The following is an 18,572-nucleotide window of genomic DNA, read 5'->3' on the forward strand; positions in this document are numbered from 1 at the left end:
ATGATTGATATTATTATCATTTTACTGCTTGTTATGGGATTTTTCCTTGGCTTACGCAGAGGGTTTATTCTGCAGCTTGTAAAGCTAACAAGCTTTATTATCGCATACCTTGTTGCATACTGGTACTGTAAAGATTTAGCGCCAGCACTTGCGAAATTTATTCCGTATCCATTTGATAAAAACGTATCTGTTCCAGAATGGATTGATGCAAATAATATTGAAACTGTATTTTATCAAGCGATTGCGTTTATCGTATTATTTATTATTACAAAAATCGCACTTTCATTGCTTGGTAATTTGTTAAATATGTTTGCAGAAATACCGGTTTTAAAGCAAGTAAATGCGTTTGCGGGGGCGATCCTCGGATTTTTAGAAGTATACATTATTTTGTTTGTCTTAATTATCGTTGGAAATATTCTTCCGATTGAACAAGTACAAACACCATTACAAAAATCATCAATTAGCAACATAATTGTAGACGATACACCGATTCTTTCTGAAAAGGTGAAGGAGCTATGGCAGACAGGTAGCAAAGTATAACTTCTCTTTTTTCGGAAAGGGAAGTTTTTTTCTATGAAAGAAAGGCGGGGCAGTGATGAAAGTAAATAAAAAACAAGTTATCAAATTACTAGAAACAATTGGGCTTTTTATGGAATTGAAGGGTGCGAATCCATTTAAAATATCTGCATTTCGTAAAGCAGCAGCAGCGTTAGAAAGTGATGATCGTAGTCTTTCTGAAATTGAAGATTTTACAAAGATTCCAGGCATCGGAAAAGGAACGGCAGCAGTTATTCAAGAATATATAGAATCGGGAACATCTGAAGTATTACAAGAGCTCGAAACAGAAGTACCGAGTAGTTTATTACCGCTATTAAAACTACCAGGTCTTGGTGGTAAGAAGGTAGCCAAGTTATATAAAGAACTTGGTGTTGTTGATATGGAATCTCTAAAAGCTGTTTGTGAGGAAAATAAAGTACAAGCTTTAGCTGGTTTCGGTAAAAAAACAGAAGAGAAAATATTAGAAGCAATCGATCAAGTAGGGTCTCGTCCAGAGCGTTTACCAATCGCGATGGTATTGCCTATTGCCGGGGAAATAGAGGAGAAATTGTCGAATATTGCTGAAGTAATTCGTTTCTCTCGCGCTGGTAGCTTGCGCCGAGTTCGTGAGACAGTGAAGGATTTAGACTTCATTATTGCAACGACAGAGCCAGCAGCAGTACGTGAGCATTTATTACAGTTCGATAATATGATTGAAGTAATCGCGAGCGGTGATACGAAAGTTTCTGTTCGTCTTCAATATGAATATGATATTTCAATTGATTTCCGCTTAGTAAAACCAGAAGAGTTTATTACAACGCTTCACCATTTCACAGGATCAAAAGACCATAACGTAAAAATGCGTCAAATCGCAAAAGATAAAGGCGAGAAAATTAGTGAGTACGGTGTGGAAAACTTAGAGACAGGTGAAGTGAAAACATTTGAGACTGAAGAAGAATTCTTTGCTCATTTCGGTCTTCCATTTATCCCGCCAGAAGTGCGTGAAGATGGAAAGGAGATTGAATTAATTAAAGAGTACCCAAACTTAATTCAGTTCTCTGATATACAAGGTGATTTACATATGCATACAACATGGAGTGACGGTGCCTTTTCAATTGAGGAAATGGTTCAGGCATGTCGTGCTCGTGGTTATAAATTTATGGCAATTACCGACCACTCACAATACTTAAAAGTAGCGAACGGTTTAACGAAAGAGCGCCTTCGTGAACAAGCGAAAGAAATTGAACGTATGAACGAAAAGTATCCGGACATTACAATTTTACGCGGAATTGAAATGGACATTTTACCAGATGCCTCGCTTGATTTTGATGATGAAGTATTAGCGGAGTTAGATTATGTCATTGGCGCGATTCACTCTAGCTTCTCACAAGATCGTGAAACGATTATGAAACGTCTTCGTGCTGCGCTAGAGAATGAGCATGTCACAATGATTGCTCATCCGACAGGACGTCTTCTTGGACGCCGTGAGGGCTATGATGTAGATACAGATTTATTAATTGAGCTCGCAAAAGAAACAAATACAGTATTAGAATTAAATGCGAATCCGAACCGTCTAGATTTAAGCGCGAAACTATTAAAACAAGCACAAGATGCTGGTGTAAAAGTAGCGATTAATACGGATGCTCATACACTTGAAATGTTAGAAGATATGGAAACAGGTGTAGCGGCAGCACGTAAAGGTTGGATTCAAAAAGATACCGTGATTAACACATGGGATATTGAACGTTTATTAGACTATATTAAACGTAATAAGTAACACAAGGGGGACCTGCAACATGTTAGAAAGAACGTTGCGTGTATTAGAATACAATAAAGTAAAAGAACAATTACTTGAACATACAGCCTCATCACTTGGTCGTGATAAAGTGAAGCATTTAGTGCCGAGCACTGATTTTGAAGAAATTGTAGAGATGCAAGATACAACGGATGAAGCAGCGAAAGTCATTCGTTTAAAAGGTAGTGCACCATTAGGTGGTATTACGGATATTCGCTCAAATGTGAAGCGTGCAAAGATCGGAAGTATGCTAAGCCCAAATGAACTACTTGATATTGCGAATACGATGTACGGTAGTCGAAATATGAAACGTTTCATTGAAGATATGGTTGATAATGGTGTCGAGCTTCCAATTTTAGAAACTCATGTCGCTCAAATTGTATCTTTATATGATTTAGAAAAGAAAATTACAAATTGCATCGGTGATGGCGGTGAAGTAGTCGATAGCGCAAGTGATAAACTGCGTGGTATTCGTACTCAAATTCGTACTGCGGAAAGCCGTATTCGTGAAAAGTTAGAAAACATGACGCGTTCTTCAAACGCGCAAAAGATGCTGTCTGACTCGATTGTAACGATTCGTAACGAACGTTACGTAATCCCGGTAAAACAAGAATACCGCGGCGTATATGGCGGTATTGTCCATGATCAATCGGCTTCTGGACAAACGTTATTTATTGAACCGCAAGTCATTGTAGAATTAAATAACGCACTTCAAGAAGCACGTGTGAAAGAAAAACAAGAAATCGAACGCATCTTATTGATGTTAACAGAAGAAGTGGCAGTGGAAGCTGATATCGTTTTATCAAACGTAGAAGTAGTTGCCAATCTTGATTTCATTTTTGCGAAAGCTTTTTATGCGAAACGTATTAAAGCAACGAAACCAATCGTAAATAACGAGCGTTACATGGATTTAAGACAAGCGCGTCACCCGCTTATTGATCCAGAAATTATCGTGCCAAATAATATTATGTTAGGTAAAGATTTCACGACAATTGTTATTACAGGACCGAATACAGGTGGTAAAACAGTTACGCTGAAAACAGTTGGTATTTGTGTATTAATGGCGCAATCGGGTCTTCACATCCCAGTAATGGATGAGTCAGAGATTTGTGTATTCAAAAATATCTTTGCTGATATCGGTGATGAGCAATCGATTGAACAAAGTTTAAGTACGTTCTCCTCACATATGGTGAACATTGTTGATATTTTAGAAAAAGCTGATTTTGAAAGCTTAGTTTTATTCGATGAATTAGGTGCTGGAACAGACCCGCAAGAAGGGGCTGCACTTGCAATTTCAATTTTAGATGAAGTATGTAATCGTGGTGCTCGCGTTGTGGCAACGACGCATTATCCAGAATTAAAGGCATACGGATATAACCGTGAGCAAGTGATTAATGCGAGCGTTGAGTTTGACGTGAACACGTTAAGTCCAACGTATAAATTATTAATCGGTGTACCAGGACGTAGTAATGCCTTTGAAATTTCGAAACGCCTTGGATTATCTGATCGCGTGATTGAGCAAGCACGTAATCACATTAGTACAGATACAAACAAAATTGAAAATATGATCGCGAAGTTAGAAGAAAGTCAAAAGAACGCAGAGCGTGACTGGAACGAAGCAGAAGCGCTTCGCAAACAATCTGAAAAACTTCATCGCGAATTACAACGTCAAATTGTTGAATTTAACGAAGATCGCGATGAACGATTATTAAAAGCGCAAAAAGAAGGGGAAGAAAAAGTCGAAGCTGCAAAGAAAGAGGCAGAAGGCATTATTCAAGAGCTTCGTCAATTGCGTAAAGCACAGCTTGTAAATGTAAAAGATCATGAGCTAATTGAAGCGAAGAGCCGTCTAGAAGGCGCAGCACCAGAGCTTGTGAAGAAACAAAAAGTAAACGTGAAAAACACTGCGCCGAAACAACAGTTACGCGCAGGTGATGAGGTAAAAGTATTAACGTTCGGTCAAAAAGGTCAATTACTTGAAAAAGTAAGCGATACGGAGTGGAGCGTACAAATCGGTATTCTGAAGATGAAAGTAAAAGAGTCTAACATGGAATACATTAACACACCGAAACAAACAGAGAAAAAAGCAGTTGCAACAGTAAAAGGTAGAGATTATCACGTTTCATTAGAACTCGATCTTCGTGGTGAACGTTTTGAAAATGCAATGGCGCGCGTCGAGAAATATTTAGACGATGCTCAGCTTGCAAGCTATCCACGCGTTTCAATCATTCACGGTAAAGGAACAGGAGCGCTTCGCCAAGGTGTACAAGATTACTTGAAGAAGCACCGCGGTGTGAAAACATTCCGTTACGGTGACATGGGCGAGGGAGGCCTAGGCGTAACAGTTGTCGAATTAAAATAGAAAACAACGAAACAAAGGGGAAACCATTATATGTTTATGGACAAACTTGCAAAAGTATTGTTAGCTTGTTGCGGAATATTTTTGGTGATAGGGGTTATTTATTTAGTTGTTTTTGCGAAGTAAACGAGCGTCAATCGTGGCAGAATGATATTGCCATAGATTGACGCTTTTAATCTATATGAAAAGGAATAAAACATGAAAATCAACCAATACATAAGCGAAGCAAAGTCCTGCTCAAGACGCGAAACAGATCGCCTTATTAAAGCTGGACGCGTGTCGATTAACGGTGAAATATGTACGCACGGTGCACTCGTGGGCGATGGTGATGTTGTAACGATTGATGGACAGGTTATTGCAAAAGAAGCGAAAGAAAAGGTGTATATCGCCTTTCATAAGCCAGTCGGCATTACTTGTACAGCAGCTGATCATATTGAAGATAATATTATTGACTATATCAATTATCCAGAGAGAATCTTTCCAGTTGGACGATTAGATAAAGCATCAGAAGGACTTATTTTATTAACGAATGATGGCGCGATTGCGAATCAAATTTTACACGGAGATCATGAGCACGAGAAAGAATATGTTGTCACAGTCGATAAGCCTTTTACAGATTGGTTTGTTGATGAGATGTCCAGCGGTGTACAGATTAAAGATGGGATGACGAAGCCATGTAAAGTGACGAGGGTTGATCAGTCTACATTTCGCATCGTTTTAACGCAAGGGATGAACAGACAGATTCGTAGAATGAGCCGAGCTTTCGGGTTTACTGTAACAAAGTTAAAGCGAGAACGCATTATGAATATAGAGCTGAATGATCTTGAAGTAGGAAAGTGGCGAGACATTACAGCTGAAGAATTAGAATTATTAATAGGACAGTTATAGGGAGGAAAAATTTTCTCCCTATATTTTTTTGTCAGAAAAAATAAAACTATTGATTTTTTAAAAAATAGCCCATATAATAAAAAAACAACAAGTTTCGACAAGATATTTTATAAAAGTAATGATGAGGACATGAGTTGTTTTTTACGATTCTCAGAGAGGGAAGCCTTAGGCTGTGAGCTTCCTAATACGGAAAGACAAACTTACCACCTCTAAACTTCAAGAGTGAACTGCACGATGCATTGTAATTCTTGGCGGATAAAACCGTTATCAATTTACACGAGCTATAAAATGAGCTTATTTCGTTATAAATGCATTTTATTAGAATAAGGGTGGAACCACGATTTCAACACTCGTCCCTTTGTTAGGGACGGGTGTTTTTTGCGTTCTTTTACGGGGAAGTATGCTTGAAAGAGGATATGTGATGGATTTTAATTCAGAATATTTTGTTAATTAACAATTATTATTTAGGAGGTCAGTAGAAATGAAATCATCTTTAAAGTTTTCTGAGATGTTTGCAATAAGTTTAATGTTATTTGCACTATTTTTTGGCGCAGGTAATATGATTTTTCCACCAGCGTTAGGGCAAGGTGCCGGAACTGATGTATGGATCGCCTTGTTTGGTTTTATCGTAACAGGAGTTGGATTGCCTTTATTAGGTGTAATTGTTATAGCCTTAAAGGGAGATATTAACGAGCTAGCGGGACGTGTACATCCTATATTCGCACTTGTTTTTATCACTGCAATTTATTTATGTTTAGGTGTGTTCGTAAGTGTTCCGCGTACAGGAACAGTTGCTTATGAAATGAGTGTTGCACCGTTTTTACCAAGTGACATAGCTGGTCAATCGTATCCACTTGTTATCTTTACATTTATTTTCTTTGCCGTAACTTTCTATTTAGCTTTAAATCCATCAAAATTAGTGGGACGCATCGGTAAAGTGTTAACTCCAATTTTGTTAGCTGTTATTGCAATTATCGTAGGTAAAGCACTTATTACACCAATCGGAGAATTTGGTGCACCGACAGAAGCATATAGTGCTCCTCTTTTTAAAGGTTTTATTGACGGATATTTAACTTTAGATGGACTTGCAGCACTAGTATTCGGAAATGTTGTTATTCATGCTTTAAAAGAAAAAGGCATTACAAATAAAAATAGCATTGCAAAAGTAACAATCTTTGCAGGATTTATTGCAGCGCTTGGTTTACTACTAGTTTACTTGGCTCTTGCTTACCTTGGAGCTTCTAGTGTGTCTCTTGGAATGGGAGCAAACGGAGGAATTATTTTAACAAACGTTGTAAATCATTTATTTGGTAGTTACGGAACTTTATTATTAGGAATCGCAATTACAGCAGCATGTTTAACAACTTCTGTAGGTATTGTTGCAGCTTGTGGTGATTATTTTTCTTCTTTATTACCAAAGCTTTCTTATCAAAAAGTCGTTTTCATTTTCTGTGTATTAGCATTTATGGTAGCAAATCTTGGCTTAACTCAGTTAAATGCATTAGCATTACCAATTTTAATCGCAATTTATCCAATTGGAATCGTTCTTATCGTATTATCACTCGTTGAAAACTACGTTCGTCTTCCATTAGCGATGTACGTGGGCGGTATTGTAGGAGCATTTGCAATAAGCTTCTTTGATGGATTACACAATGCGAATCTTCAAATTGCAGCATTAGCGCCTATTTTAGATAAGATCCCATTATATAGTGTAGGGATTGGCTGGTTAGTTCCAGGTATGATCGGTATAGGATTTGGTTATATAATTTCTAAGTTTCAAAAACATGAAATTGTTGTAGAAAAATAGAGAAAAGAGGCTTCCTTTCATAGAAAGCCTCTTTTTTTGTAGAAAAAGCCGTATATAGGGAAAATTAGATATTAAAAATTTTATACGTAATATAGTTGACAAAAAAATTATGAGTAGGCTAAGATTGATTTAGTTGTGGAAATATTGGAAGGGAAGTGAGGGAAAAGGGGTTTCTATAACTATAGTGTTGTTATGGGAAGAGGTGAAAGAGGTGAAAGAGGTGAAAGAGGTGAAGAGATAGTTTATTTTTTTTGATTTGCATTGAGAATGATAATCAATAAATGCGTTTTATAATTTTTTCTCAGTTTCTATGCCTTTGTATAAGGAATAGGGTGAGATATTATTTTTAATATTAAATGAGAATGATAATCAATAATACTTATGTTACATAAAAGAGTGCTAATTAAATAATGGGTAGAAGAGATTATTTTTTTCTTATAAATTGAGAATAATTATCATTTTCAGGAAAAGTGAAATGAAAGATAACCAAGGAGGAAACAAGAAAAATGAAAAAGGTTTCTGTATTACCCGCTTTTATTATAACGTTCGTATGTATGCTAGCTTTTCTTGTAATGCCATACGGGAATGCTTCAGCAAAACTAGCTGATGGTACTTACGATATTAATTACGTAATTCAAAAAGCGGAAAATGATTCAGCTTCAATGGCAAATGACTATTTTGAAAAGCCGGCAAAATTAATAGTGAAAAACGGTGAGATGAGAGTACAAGTTCCGATGAATCATAGTGCTTGGATTACAGAATTTAAAGCACCAGAGAACGGGAATTTTGTTGATGCGAAAGTTGTTAGTAAAGATGAATCGGCAGATAAAAGAACAGTAGAGTTTAAAGTAGATGATTTATCCAAACCGGCAGCTGTAAAAATTCATGTTGTTGTACCGAATGCAAACTATGACCACCACTACACAATTCGTTTTGCTTTTGATGCAAATGTAAAAGCTGTAGGTGGCGATAACGGCGTAGCTGCTACAACAAAAAATAATGATCAAGCGAAAACAGATACACAAGTAAAAGAAGAGAAAACAAAAGTAGAGAGTAAGGAAACAGCTAAAGAAGTGAACAAAGAAACAAAAAATGAAAATGGAAAAGCTGAAAAAACAGATAACCCAAAAACAGGCGATGAAGCACGTATTGGATTGTTTGCAGCGTTAATTCTTATTTCAGGTGCTTTCTTAATTCGTAAAGTGAAGTTGAGTAAATAAATCTTTTGAAGGGTGATGAATATATGTTTAAACAATTTAAAATGATTATTGCTGTATTTGCTGTTTTATTTACGTTTATCGCAACACTAGGTTTACAAGATGCAAAGGCTGCTACAAAACTAGCTGATGGAAAATATAATATTGCTTTTACTGTATGGAAAGGCGATAAAGATGAATCGTCTAGAATGAATAGTTATTTTGAAAGCCCAGCAACATTAACAGTTAAAAATGGAAAACAATATGTTTCATTTAAAGTGAAAGATAGTACTTCTATTAAAAGTTTCCAAGTAGAAAAAGATGGTCAATTTGTAGAAACAACCGTGTTAAGTGAAAACAAAAAAGATAATACTAGAGTTGTAGAATTTGAAGTTGCTGACTTGTCAAAAAAACTAAATGGCAAGGTGAAAATTAATATTCCAATTATTAATTATAATGCTTCATATGATATTCGCTTTGTATTTGATGGGAACAGTATTAAATAATTTTCAAAAGGGAGAGTCGTTCCATTGAACAGGTATACAAAAATTATTGTTGCTATGTTTTTAATGATATTTACATTCGTATCAACATTACAACCACTTGCAGTTCAAGCAGCTACCAAGTTGGCTGACGGTGAATATTCAATTGGCTTCAAAGTTTTAAAAGATACATCAGATGAAGAATCGATGATGAATCAATATTCAGTAAGCCCAGGGACTTTAAAAGTGAAGGATGGGAAAAAGAAAGTATCCTTTACATTAACGAATAGTTCATGGATTACGAAGTTTGAAACAGAAAAAGCAGGTAAGCTAGTTGCGACAAATGTAATTAGTGAAGATAAAGAAAAAGATACAAGAGTAGTAGAATTTGATGTAGAAGATGTAGAGAAGGTATTAAATGCAAAAGTAAAAGTAGATATTGATTTTTTAAATTATCATCATGAGTACGACGTTCGTATTGCATTTGATCAAAATAGTATTACACCGATTCATGTGGAACAACCAAATGAAAAAGAGGACCCAGCTAATAAGCCAGATCCAAATGAAAAACCGGATCCAAGTCAGAAGCCCGACCAAAAGCCTGACCCAGATCAACAATCAAATTCTAACACAATTAAAGATGGAGAGTACAGCATTCCATTTAAAGTGTTAAAAGATCAAACAGATGAAGAATCTAAGATGAATACTTATATGGTAAATCCAGGAATATTAAAAGTAGAAAACGGTAAGAAAAAAGCGTTTGTAACACTAAAAAGTAGCTCATTAATTAAAAATTTCCAAACGGAAAAAGATGGTGCATTTGTTGATGCAAAAGTAGTGAGTGAAAATAAAGAAAAAGATACAAGAGTAGTAGAGTTCGAAGTAGCTGATTTATCAAAAAAACTAAATACAAAAGTATTTATTGAGATGGCATCAAGAAATTATAAACAAACGCATGATGTACAACTTTTATTTGAACAAGATAAACTTGAACAAATTAAAAATGAAGAGAAACAACCAGAAGTAGAAAAACCGGAAGTAGAAAAGCCAGATGCTGAAACAATTAAAGATGGTGAATACAGCATCAATTTTAAAGCGTTAAAAGATCAAACAGACGAAATTTCAATGATGAACACATATACAAAAAGTCCAGGCGTGTTAAAAGTGAAAAATGGTAAAAAATATGTATCATTCACATTAACGAATAGTGCATGGATTACAAAGTTTGAATTTGAGAAAAATGGTTCGTTCGTTGATGCAAATGTAATAAGTGAAGATAAAAAAGCTGATACACGTGTAGTGGAAGTAGCAGTAGACGATTTATCGAAAAAGTTAAATGCAAAAGTAAAAGTAGATATCGATTCAATGAATTATCACCATTTCTATGACATTCAATTTGCATTTGATAAAGGTAGCATGAAACCGTTAGACAACCAAGGCGGAAATGATAACCAAGGCGGAAACGAGGCGGAAACAATAACCAAGGCGGAAACGACAACCAAGGCGGAAACAATAACCAAGGCGGAAACAACAAAGACGGAAACAATAACCAAGGCGGAAACGACAACCAAGGCGGAAACAATAACCAAGGCGGAAACGACAACCAAGGCGGAAACAATAACCAAGGTGGAAACAACAACCATGACGATAACAAAACAATTGATCCCAATGCTCTTAAAGACGGTGAATACAGTATCGGTTTTAAAGTATTAAAGGATAAGACTGAAGAAATTTCAATGATGAACACATATACAAAAAATCCAGGTGTGTTAAAAGTGAAAGATGGTAAGAAGTATGTATCGTTTACATTAACGAATAGTGCGTGGATTACGAAGTTTGAGTATGAAAAAAATGGTTCTTTCGTTGACGCGAAAGCGTTAAGCGAGAACAAAGAGAAAAACACAAAGGTAGTAGAAATAGAAGTAGATGATTTATCGAAAAAATTAAATGCAAAAGTAAAAGTAGATATTGATGCGATGAATTACCACCATTTCTACGATGTTCAATTTGTATTTGATCAAAATAGTATCAAAGTTTTAGGTAACGAAGGCGGAAACAATAATCAAGATGGAAAAGACAACGAAGGTGGAAACAATAACCAAGGTGGAAACAATAACCAAGGTGGGAACAACAATCAAGGCGGAAAAGACAACCAAGGTGGAGATAATCAGCCGAAAGTAATCGTTAATCCAAAAAAATTAGTGGATGGTCAATATGATATTCCATTTAAAGTGTTAAAAGATAAAACAAATGAACTTTCAAAGATGCATGACTATACTGTACATCCAGCAAAATTAATCGTTAAAGATGGTAAAAAGTACATTGAGATGACGCTGAAAAATAGTGCGTGGATTACGAAATTCCAAACAGAAAACAATGGTCTATTTGCTGATGCGAAAATAGTGAGCGAAGATAAAAATGCAAATACGAGAGTAGTGCAATTTGAAGTAAGTGATTTATTTGCAAAATTAAATGCAAAAGTAAAAGTAGATATTAACGAAATGAACTACCATCATTTCTACGATGTACAAATCCAATTTGATACAAATAATATTGGTGCGTTAGGAACGATTAAAGAGGATCCCAAAAAAGATCCGAAGAATGATCCGGAAAATCCAGTAACTATACCAAAAGTAGATAATGTAAAAACAGTAGGAACTCCTGATTTTAACCGAAATGCAGATGGTAAAAAGAAAAACGAAGCTACAAATAATGATGCGAAAAAAGAGAAAAACTCAAAAACTGCAGATACAGCACAACTTGGTTTATACATGGTGTTACTGCTAGGTTCACTTGCTTTACTAGTTCGTAAATATAGAGCTGGTAGATTGTAATTTTTGGAGTCTTGATGCGTTTTCGGGCGCATCAAGACTTGTTTCATATTGTTTGGAAAGGAGTGGTGATTGAGAGTGAAGAAAATTGCAAGTGTACTAATGGCTATCATTTTATTAGTGAGTATAGCTGGGTGCTCGTCACCCAAAAAAGAAACAACGAAGCAGGTAAAGAGTGAGGGTAAAGAGAGGATTGTTGCAACGACAGTCGCTGTTACTGAAATTATGGATGCGTTAGAAGTAGATTTAGTTGGTGTACCAACAAGTACGAAAGATTTACCAAAGAGATATAAAGGCTTACCGGAAGTTGGAAATCCAATGAGTCCAGATATGGAAAAAACAAAATCATTAAAGCCATCAGAAGTGTTATCTGTGACAACACTTGAATATGAATTAAAGCCGGTTTTTGATGGTGTAGGTATGAAAGCCAACTTTTTAGATTTAACGAGTTTGAAAAATATGCAAAATTCAATTAGCAATTTAGGTAAGAAATATGGACGCGAAAAGCAGGCTGAAGCAGTTGTAACTAAGTTAGATAACAAGGTTGCAGAGATTCAAAAAGCAGTAAAGGGTAAGAAAGAACCGACAGTACTTATTTTATTAGGTGTGCCGGGAAGTTACTTAGTAGCGACAGAACATTCCTATATTGGAGATTTAGTAAAACAACTAGGTGGTAAAAATATTGTACAAGGTGAACAAGTAGAGTATTTATCTTCTAATACAGAGTATTTAAAGAAAGCTGATCCAGACATTATTTTAAGAGCGGCACATGGTATGCCTGATGAAGTCGTAAAAATGTTCGATAAAGAATTTAAAACAAATGATATTTGGAAACACTTCGCTGCAGTTAAAAATAACCGTGTCTATGATTTAGAAGAGCGTTTATTTGGAACGACAGGCAATTTAGCAGCTATTGAAGCATTAGATGAATTGAAAAAAATGATGTATCCGTGATGCATTTTAATATAAAGGAAGAGTGGAATGAATAAAAAAACTTGGAGTTTCTTCATTGTTACTGCATTGCTTATTGTTATGACATCATTGTCAGCGATGAAAGGGAGTTTAGAAGTAGGGATTGTTGAGCTTGTACAAGGGATATTTACAGGAGCAAATGAAGATGTTGTAGTGATTAAAGATTTACGTTTCCCGCGTATTATTATTGCGCTGTTCACTGGGGCGGCTCTTGCTGTTTCAGGTGTGCTTTTTCAAGCTGTTATGAAAAATCCACTCGCTGATGCTGGAGTGATTGGTATATCTTCAGGAGCAAGTTTTATGACACTTGTTATTATTACGTTATTCCCGCAATTCTTTTTCTGGACACCAGTATTCGCCTTTTTAGGTGGTGCGTTTGCTTGTTATCTCGTTTATGCCTTTTCATGGAAGTCAGGGCTAAGTCCACTTCGCATTATTTTAGTTGGTATAGCTATTAATGCAATGTTCACTGGATTAAATGAATCGTTCATTACGATTTGTGGATATTTCATTAAGAGTATTAAACAAACGACGACCTCTAACATAACGATGAAGACGTGGGGCGATGTAGAAATAATGGTTACGTATGGGACAATTGGTCTTATTCTTGCATTGTTTGTAGGGGCTTGGTGTAACTTATTATCACTACAAGATAAGACTGCGAAAAACTTAGGTTTGCACGTGACGAGAGTTCGTCTTATTATTTCTGCCATTGCAGTACTTTTAGCGGCAGTATCAACAGCGATTGCAGGAGTCATTGCTTTCGTTGGATTACTTGTTCCGCACATTTCGAGACAACTAGTTGGTTCAGATCATAAAGTGTTGATTCCATTTTCTGCACTTGCAGGAGCGTTATTAATTTTGACGGCGGATACGATTGGAAGGTTAATTGTGCCACCTAATGAAATTCCAGCAGCAACAATTATGGCGGTCATTGGTGGGCCATTATTAATATTCTTGCTTAGAAAGAGTGATAAAGTTCATGGAAATTAAAAATGTAACCTTTTCATACGATAATGTAACAAATCGTTTAAAGTCTGTTAGTAGTGAAATAGAAATTGGAAAAATTACAACAATCATTGGTCCGAATGGTTGCGGGAAATCAACATTACTTGGTGTTATGTCTAGAAATCATGCTCCTAATAGTGGGGAAGTAATACTTGATGGAAAAGCGATTAGTGAGTATAAACCGAAAGAGTTTGCTAGAAAGTTAGCTGTTGTCCATCAACAAAATGAGGCGCCAGCAGATATTACAGTGGAAAAACTAATAAGCTTTGGACGTATGCCATATAAAAATGTTTTTTCTTCGCAAACTGATGAAGATAGAGAAGCAATTGAGCGTGCACTAACATGTACGAATTTACAAAGTAAGCGTGAAAAGCCAATTCATGCTTTATCGGGCGGAGAGAGACAGCGAGTTTGGATCGCGATGACATTAGCTCAAAGTACACCAATGCTTTTCTTAGATGAACCGACAACATATTTAGATATTTATTATCAGCTAGAAATATTAGAGTTAGTGAAAGAGTTAAATGAAGTGTATGGATTAACGATTGTGATGGTACTACATGATATAAATCAAGCCATTCGTTATAGTGATCATATTATCGTTATGAAAGATGGGGAAATTGTTACGAAAGGTAATCCTAATGATGTAATAACAGAAGAAATGGTTAAAGCAATATATGGTGTAGATGTCGTTGTAAAACAAGACGAAGATACAGGGTTATACATGGTACCAATGGGAATTTAAAGGCTGGGCATAATCCGTTTTGAGGTGATAATTTGAATAGTAAGAAAGAACGGAAAAAGAATTCTTTTTTTCAACGAATACTTACAATTGTATTTTTAGGAATCTTTTTCTATTCAATGTATGAATTGGATGGGATTTTCATGGATTATTATGAAAATCGTAAAGTAATGGCTGAAGCGCAACATATTTATAAGAGAAGTCCAATGGAAGAAAAATCAGAAGATGGGGAAGTACGTAAACAGTTTCAAGCTCTCCAAAAAATTAATCCAGAAATAGTTGGATGGATTACGATGGATGATACACAAATCAATTATCCAATCGTTCAAGCGAAGGATAATGATTACTATTTATTTCGTAATTACAAAGGCGAGGATATGAGAGCGGGAAGTATTTTTATGGATTATCGTAATGATGTGAAATCCCAAAACCGAAATACTATTTTATATGGTCATCGTATGAAGGACGGTTCTATGTTTGGAAGTTTAAAAAAGATGTTGAATGAAGATTTCTTCATGTCCCATCGTAAATTGTATTACGATACATTATTTGAAGGATACGACGTTGAAGTGTTTTCAGTATATACGACAACGACGGACTTTTATTACATTGAAACGGATTTTGAAAGCGATGCAGCGTATACAGCGTTCTTAAAGCAAATTCAAGATAAATCACTTTACAAAACAGATACGAAATTGACGGCAAACGATGAAATTATAACACTTTCTACATGTGACTATGCACTTGATCCAGAAGCAGGAAGATTAGTAGTGCATGCGAAACTAGTAAAAAGACAGTAAATAAAAAAGTATAGAATATGAGAAAAGGTAACGCTTCTCATATTCTATACTTTAAAAAAGAGATCTGTTTACTGTGCTGCAGCCATTGGCATACGTACAACTTCAACATTGTAGTAAGTGATTTTATTATCAAGAATATAATCTGGCATCCCGCCTTGATGTGAGTGAGCATCTTTAAATGCTGAGCTCTTCGTCCAACGTTGGAAATCTTCTTTTGCATTCCAACGTGTGCTAATTGTTACTTCATCATAATCAACTGTATTTTCCGTTAAAAGAACTTCTAAACCTAAAAATCCTGGCATCGTTTCGACTTGACCTACTTTATTAAAACGTTCGATTAATTTATGTCCATTTCTCTTTGTAATTTTAGCTGTATTTGTAACAATAATCATGTGTATTCCTCCTATAAATATTGCCTTTATTTTCGAGAACTCATATAAATTAAATGATAATGAAAATCATTATCATTGTCAATGGTGAATGTAAAATAAATAGGTTTTTTATTATTTTGGACAGTAAGATTTCCATTTCAAAATGTAGTAAATATGTGGCGCTTAAGCGAGAGAATGAGCGAGTTGTACTAGCAAAGCAATAATATGGTATAGTGAAACGAGGCTGTTTTTTCAGTCTCGTTTTTTAAATGCTTCCTATAGAGAAAGCATGCAAATGGAAAGGAAGTTATTATATGCGATCAGAAGTAACTGTAAAAATAAAACCGAAATTTATAAAAGAAATTAAAAGTGGATATCCGCTTATTTTAAAAGATGCGATTCAAAATTTAAATGATGTTCAGGAAGAAGGAACAATCATTAAAGTAGTAGATGAGAAGAATCAATTTGTCGGAAAAGGATATTATGGAAAACAAAATAAAGGGTACGGCTGGATTTTAACGAGAAAAGAGAGTGAACAAATTAATCAATCTTTCTTTGAAAGTAAAATAAAATCTGCCTTACATAAACGAAAGCAATTTTACAAATCAAGTGATACGACAGCATTCCGTGCCCTAAATGGCGAAGGTGATGGTCTTGGCGGATTAATCATCGATTATTATGACGGCTATTATGTAGTAAGTTGGTATAGTGAAGGGATTTATACTTTCAGAGATGAGATTATAGCAGCTCTTCAAAAAGTAGCAAATTTTAAAGGTATTTATGAGAAGAAGCGTTTTGATACGAAAGGGAAGTACATTGAAGGTGATGATTTCGTAGCAGGAGCGCGTGGTGAATTCCCGCTTATCGTAAAAGAGAATGGTGTGAACTTTGCGGTTTATTTAAATGACGGAGCGATGGTTGGCGTATTTTTAGATCAACGTAACGTTCGAAAACAAATTCGTGATAAATATGCAAAGGGAAGAACAGTGTTAAATATGTTCTCTTATACAGGTGCTTTCTCTGTATTTGCAGCGCTTGGCGGAGCGAGCAAAACGACGAGTGTCGACCTTGCAAATCGTAGTTTAAGTAAAACGATTGAGCAGTTTAGTGTAAATGAAATTGATTATGAGGCACAAGATATTATTGTAGAAGATGTATTTCTATATTTCAAATATGCAGCTAAGAAAAAGATGAAATTTGATATGGTCGTACTAGACCCGCCAAGCTTTGCCCGCTCAAAAAAATATACATTTAGTGCAGCGAAAGATTATAAAAACTTATTAAAAGAAACAATTGCCATTACAGAAAATAACGGGATTATCGTTGCTTCTACAAATTGTAGTGCGTTCGATATGAAAAAGTTTAAAGGCTTTATTGATACAGCATTTAAAGAAATGAATGGCAAGTATAAAATATTAGAAGAACATTCTTTACCAGAAGATTTCCGTACAATTGATCAATTTAAAGAGGGAGACTATTTAAAAGTAGTTTTCATTGAGAAAATTAAAGGGTAATAAAGAAAAGGAGCTCGAGTTTACTTGAGCTCCTTTTCTTATTGAACGATATTTTGTACTCTACCGACTTGCCCGTCCTGCAATCGCACTTTAATGCCATGCGGATGAGAAGGGGAATTCGTTAAAATATCTTTTACAATTCCACGTGTTAATTTGCCGGTACGTTGATCTTGTTTTAATACAATATCAACTTCAAGGCCGGGTGCGATATTAGAACGTTTTTGTCCGTTCATTTATACACCTGTACGTCTACGTTGATTGTTTGTTTTCTTCGTTTGTTGGTTTTGTAATTTTTTTGTTTCTTGGCTTTGGTTTTTGGCATTTTGACCATTACCGTTACCTTGCTTTTTCTTAGCAAGTTGTTCACGCATTAAATCAGCTAAGCTTACTTTTTTGTTTTCTGACATGATAAGTCTCCTTTATATAAAGTTAATTATGAACAATCGTAGTGAATTTCATCATATCATTGTTAAGGAAGGAAGGGAAGTTGGTTTGAAAATTCATATAATTGTTTCCAGCATTCATTCGTTGCGATACAATTGATATGTTAATGTTTGTAAAAAAGGGGATAGATATATGTCACATCATATTTTATTAGTTGAAGATGATATCTCAATTCAAGAGATGGTGGAGAAATATTTAATGAAAGAAGGTTTTCAAGTTACAATTGCGTCTGATGGAGAAGAAGGCGTGAACACATATTTAAAAGGTTCATTTGATTTGATTATCCTCGACATTATGATGCCGAAGTTAGATGGATTAGAGGTTGTACGTATTATTCGTGAGAAGAGTGCCGTGCCGGTTTTAATGATGTCAGCAAAAGATACAGATGTTGATAAAGCAGTTGGATTAGGACTTGGAGCAGATGATTACATTTGTAAGCCATTTTCTATGATTGAATTAGCCGCGCGTGTAAAAGCGGGTATTCGGAGGTCTACGAAATATTCGGCTACAGAAACAACAGAAAAGATGATTCAAATTGGTGATTTAACGATTGATCCAATTAATTTTACTGTGGAAAAAAACGGGAAGCCTCTCAAACTTACTTTAAAAGAATTTGAGATTCTAAAACTGTTTGTAAAAAATCAAAATCGTGTATTTACAAAAGCACAAATATATACGCTAATTTGGAACGAAGAGTATTACGGTGACGATAACGTTATTAATGTTCATATGAGAAGATTGCGTGAGAAAATCGAAAGTGATCCATCTAATCCAGAATACATTAAAACGTTATGGGGTATCGGTTATAAGTTGGAAGTGCTGTAAT

16 protein-coding genes, 1 pseudogene and 1 other annotated feature are annotated in these 18,572 nt (G+C 35.3%); of the genes and pseudogenes, 14 read left to right on the forward strand and 3 right to left on the reverse strand.

The features are described from left to right. The 12 genes and pseudogenes from DN410_RS22215 to srtB all read left to right on the forward strand — a co-directional run bounded on the left by DN410_RS22215 (position 1) and on the right by srtB (position 15,417). Complete coding sequence (locus tag DN410_RS22215) at positions 1–540, forward strand: CvpA family protein (protein WP_000565406.1); 540 nt, start codon at positions 1–3, stop codon at positions 538–540. Positions 541–595: 55 nt separating this feature from the next. Next, positions 596–2,314, forward strand: a complete 1,719-nt coding sequence (polX, locus tag DN410_RS22220) for a DNA polymerase/3'-5' exonuclease PolX (protein WP_149178082.1) — start codon at positions 596–598, stop codon at positions 2,312–2,314. A 19-nt stretch (positions 2,315–2,333) separates the two neighbouring features. Beyond that, positions 2,334–4,694 carry an endonuclease MutS2 gene (locus DN410_RS22225; protein WP_149178083.1) on the forward strand — a complete coding sequence of 787 codons (2,361 nt, stop codon included), beginning with the start codon at positions 2,334–2,336 and terminating at the stop codon, positions 4,692–4,694. Between the two features lie 195 nt (positions 4,695–4,889). Continuing rightward, positions 4,890–5,579, forward strand: a complete 690-nt coding sequence (locus DN410_RS22230) for a 23S rRNA pseudouridine(2604) synthase RluF (protein WP_149178084.1) — start codon at positions 4,890–4,892, stop codon at positions 5,577–5,579. A 109-nt stretch (positions 5,580–5,688) separates the two neighbouring features. Next, positions 5,689–5,940 (forward strand) — a binding site (T-box leader). Between the two features lie 120 nt (positions 5,941–6,060). Further along, positions 6,061–7,386: a branched-chain amino acid transport system II carrier protein BrnQ6 gene (gene brnQ6 / locus DN410_RS22235; RefSeq protein WP_149178085.1), complete on the forward strand. Its 1,326-nt coding sequence runs from the start codon at positions 6,061–6,063 to the stop codon at positions 7,384–7,386. Positions 7,387–7,892: 506 nt separating this feature from the next. Continuing rightward, on the forward strand, positions 7,893–8,606 hold the full coding sequence (gene isdC, locus DN410_RS22240; protein WP_000757950.1) for a heme uptake protein IsdC: 714 nt from the start codon (positions 7,893–7,895) through the stop codon (positions 8,604–8,606). 23 nt (positions 8,607–8,629) lie between these two features. Further along, positions 8,630–9,088, forward strand: a complete 459-nt coding sequence (locus DN410_RS22245) for an NEAT domain-containing protein (RefSeq protein WP_000476167.1) — start codon at positions 8,630–8,632, stop codon at positions 9,086–9,088. A 24-nt stretch (positions 9,089–9,112) separates the two neighbouring features. Continuing rightward, positions 9,113–11,898 (forward strand): annotated as a pseudogene (locus tag DN410_RS22250) (NEAT domain-containing protein). 69 nt (positions 11,899–11,967) lie between these two features. Next, positions 11,968–12,849 (forward strand): heme ABC transporter substrate-binding protein IsdE, encoded by an 882-nt coding sequence (gene isdE, locus DN410_RS22255; protein WP_149178086.1) that lies wholly within the window; start codon positions 11,968–11,970, stop codon positions 12,847–12,849. Positions 12,850–12,876: 27 nt separating this feature from the next. After that, positions 12,877–13,860: a FecCD family ABC transporter permease gene (locus DN410_RS22260; RefSeq protein WP_149178087.1), complete on the forward strand. Its 984-nt coding sequence runs from the start codon at positions 12,877–12,879 to the stop codon at positions 13,858–13,860. Then, positions 13,850–14,620 carry an ABC transporter ATP-binding protein gene (locus DN410_RS22265; protein ID WP_000403752.1) on the forward strand — a complete coding sequence of 257 codons (771 nt, stop codon included), beginning with the start codon at positions 13,850–13,852 and terminating at the stop codon, positions 14,618–14,620. The genes DN410_RS22260 and DN410_RS22265 overlap by 11 nt, the downstream gene beginning before the upstream one ends. A 32-nt stretch (positions 14,621–14,652) precedes the next feature. After that, positions 14,653–15,417, forward strand: coding sequence for a class B sortase (srtB, locus tag DN410_RS22270; protein ID WP_149178088.1), 765 nt, complete (start codon positions 14,653–14,655; stop codon positions 15,415–15,417). Between the two features lie 68 nt (positions 15,418–15,485). Here the strand turns inward: srtB and isdG are convergent, their stop codons facing one another. Beyond that, positions 15,486–15,809: a heme oxygenase gene (gene isdG, locus DN410_RS22275; protein ID WP_149178089.1), complete on the reverse strand. Its 324-nt coding sequence runs from the start codon at positions 15,807–15,809 to the stop codon at positions 15,486–15,488. Positions 15,810–16,102: 293 nt separating this feature from the next. Between isdG and DN410_RS22280 the strand changes: the two genes are divergently transcribed. Beyond that, positions 16,103–17,302, forward strand: a complete 1,200-nt coding sequence (locus tag DN410_RS22280; protein WP_149178090.1) for a class I SAM-dependent rRNA methyltransferase — start codon at positions 16,103–16,105, stop codon at positions 17,300–17,302. Between the two features lie 38 nt (positions 17,303–17,340). Here DN410_RS22280 and DN410_RS22285 read toward each other — a convergent pair whose 3' ends face one another. Together DN410_RS22285 and DN410_RS28070 are read right to left on the reverse strand one after the other, a co-directional pair. Further along, complete coding sequence (locus DN410_RS22285; protein ID WP_001014310.1) at positions 17,341–17,535, reverse strand: YwbE family protein; 195 nt, start codon at positions 17,533–17,535, stop codon at positions 17,341–17,343. Continuing rightward, positions 17,536–17,709 carry a hypothetical protein gene (locus DN410_RS28070; RefSeq protein WP_001293578.1) on the reverse strand — a complete coding sequence of 58 codons (174 nt, stop codon included), beginning with the start codon at positions 17,707–17,709 and terminating at the stop codon, positions 17,536–17,538. Positions 17,710–17,878: 169 nt separating this feature from the next. Here DN410_RS28070 and DN410_RS22290 point away from each other — a divergent pair, with 169 nt between their 5' ends. After that, a complete protein-coding gene (locus tag DN410_RS22290; RefSeq protein ID WP_149178091.1) occupies positions 17,879–18,571 on the forward strand; it encodes a response regulator transcription factor in 693 nt (230 codons plus the stop codon). Position 18,572 lies beyond the last annotated feature (1 nt).

This window comes from Bacillus sp. SH5-2 (assembly GCF_008368905.1).
GTDB classification, from domain to species: domain Bacteria; phylum Bacillota; class Bacilli; order Bacillales; family Bacillaceae_G; genus Bacillus_A; species Bacillus_A luti.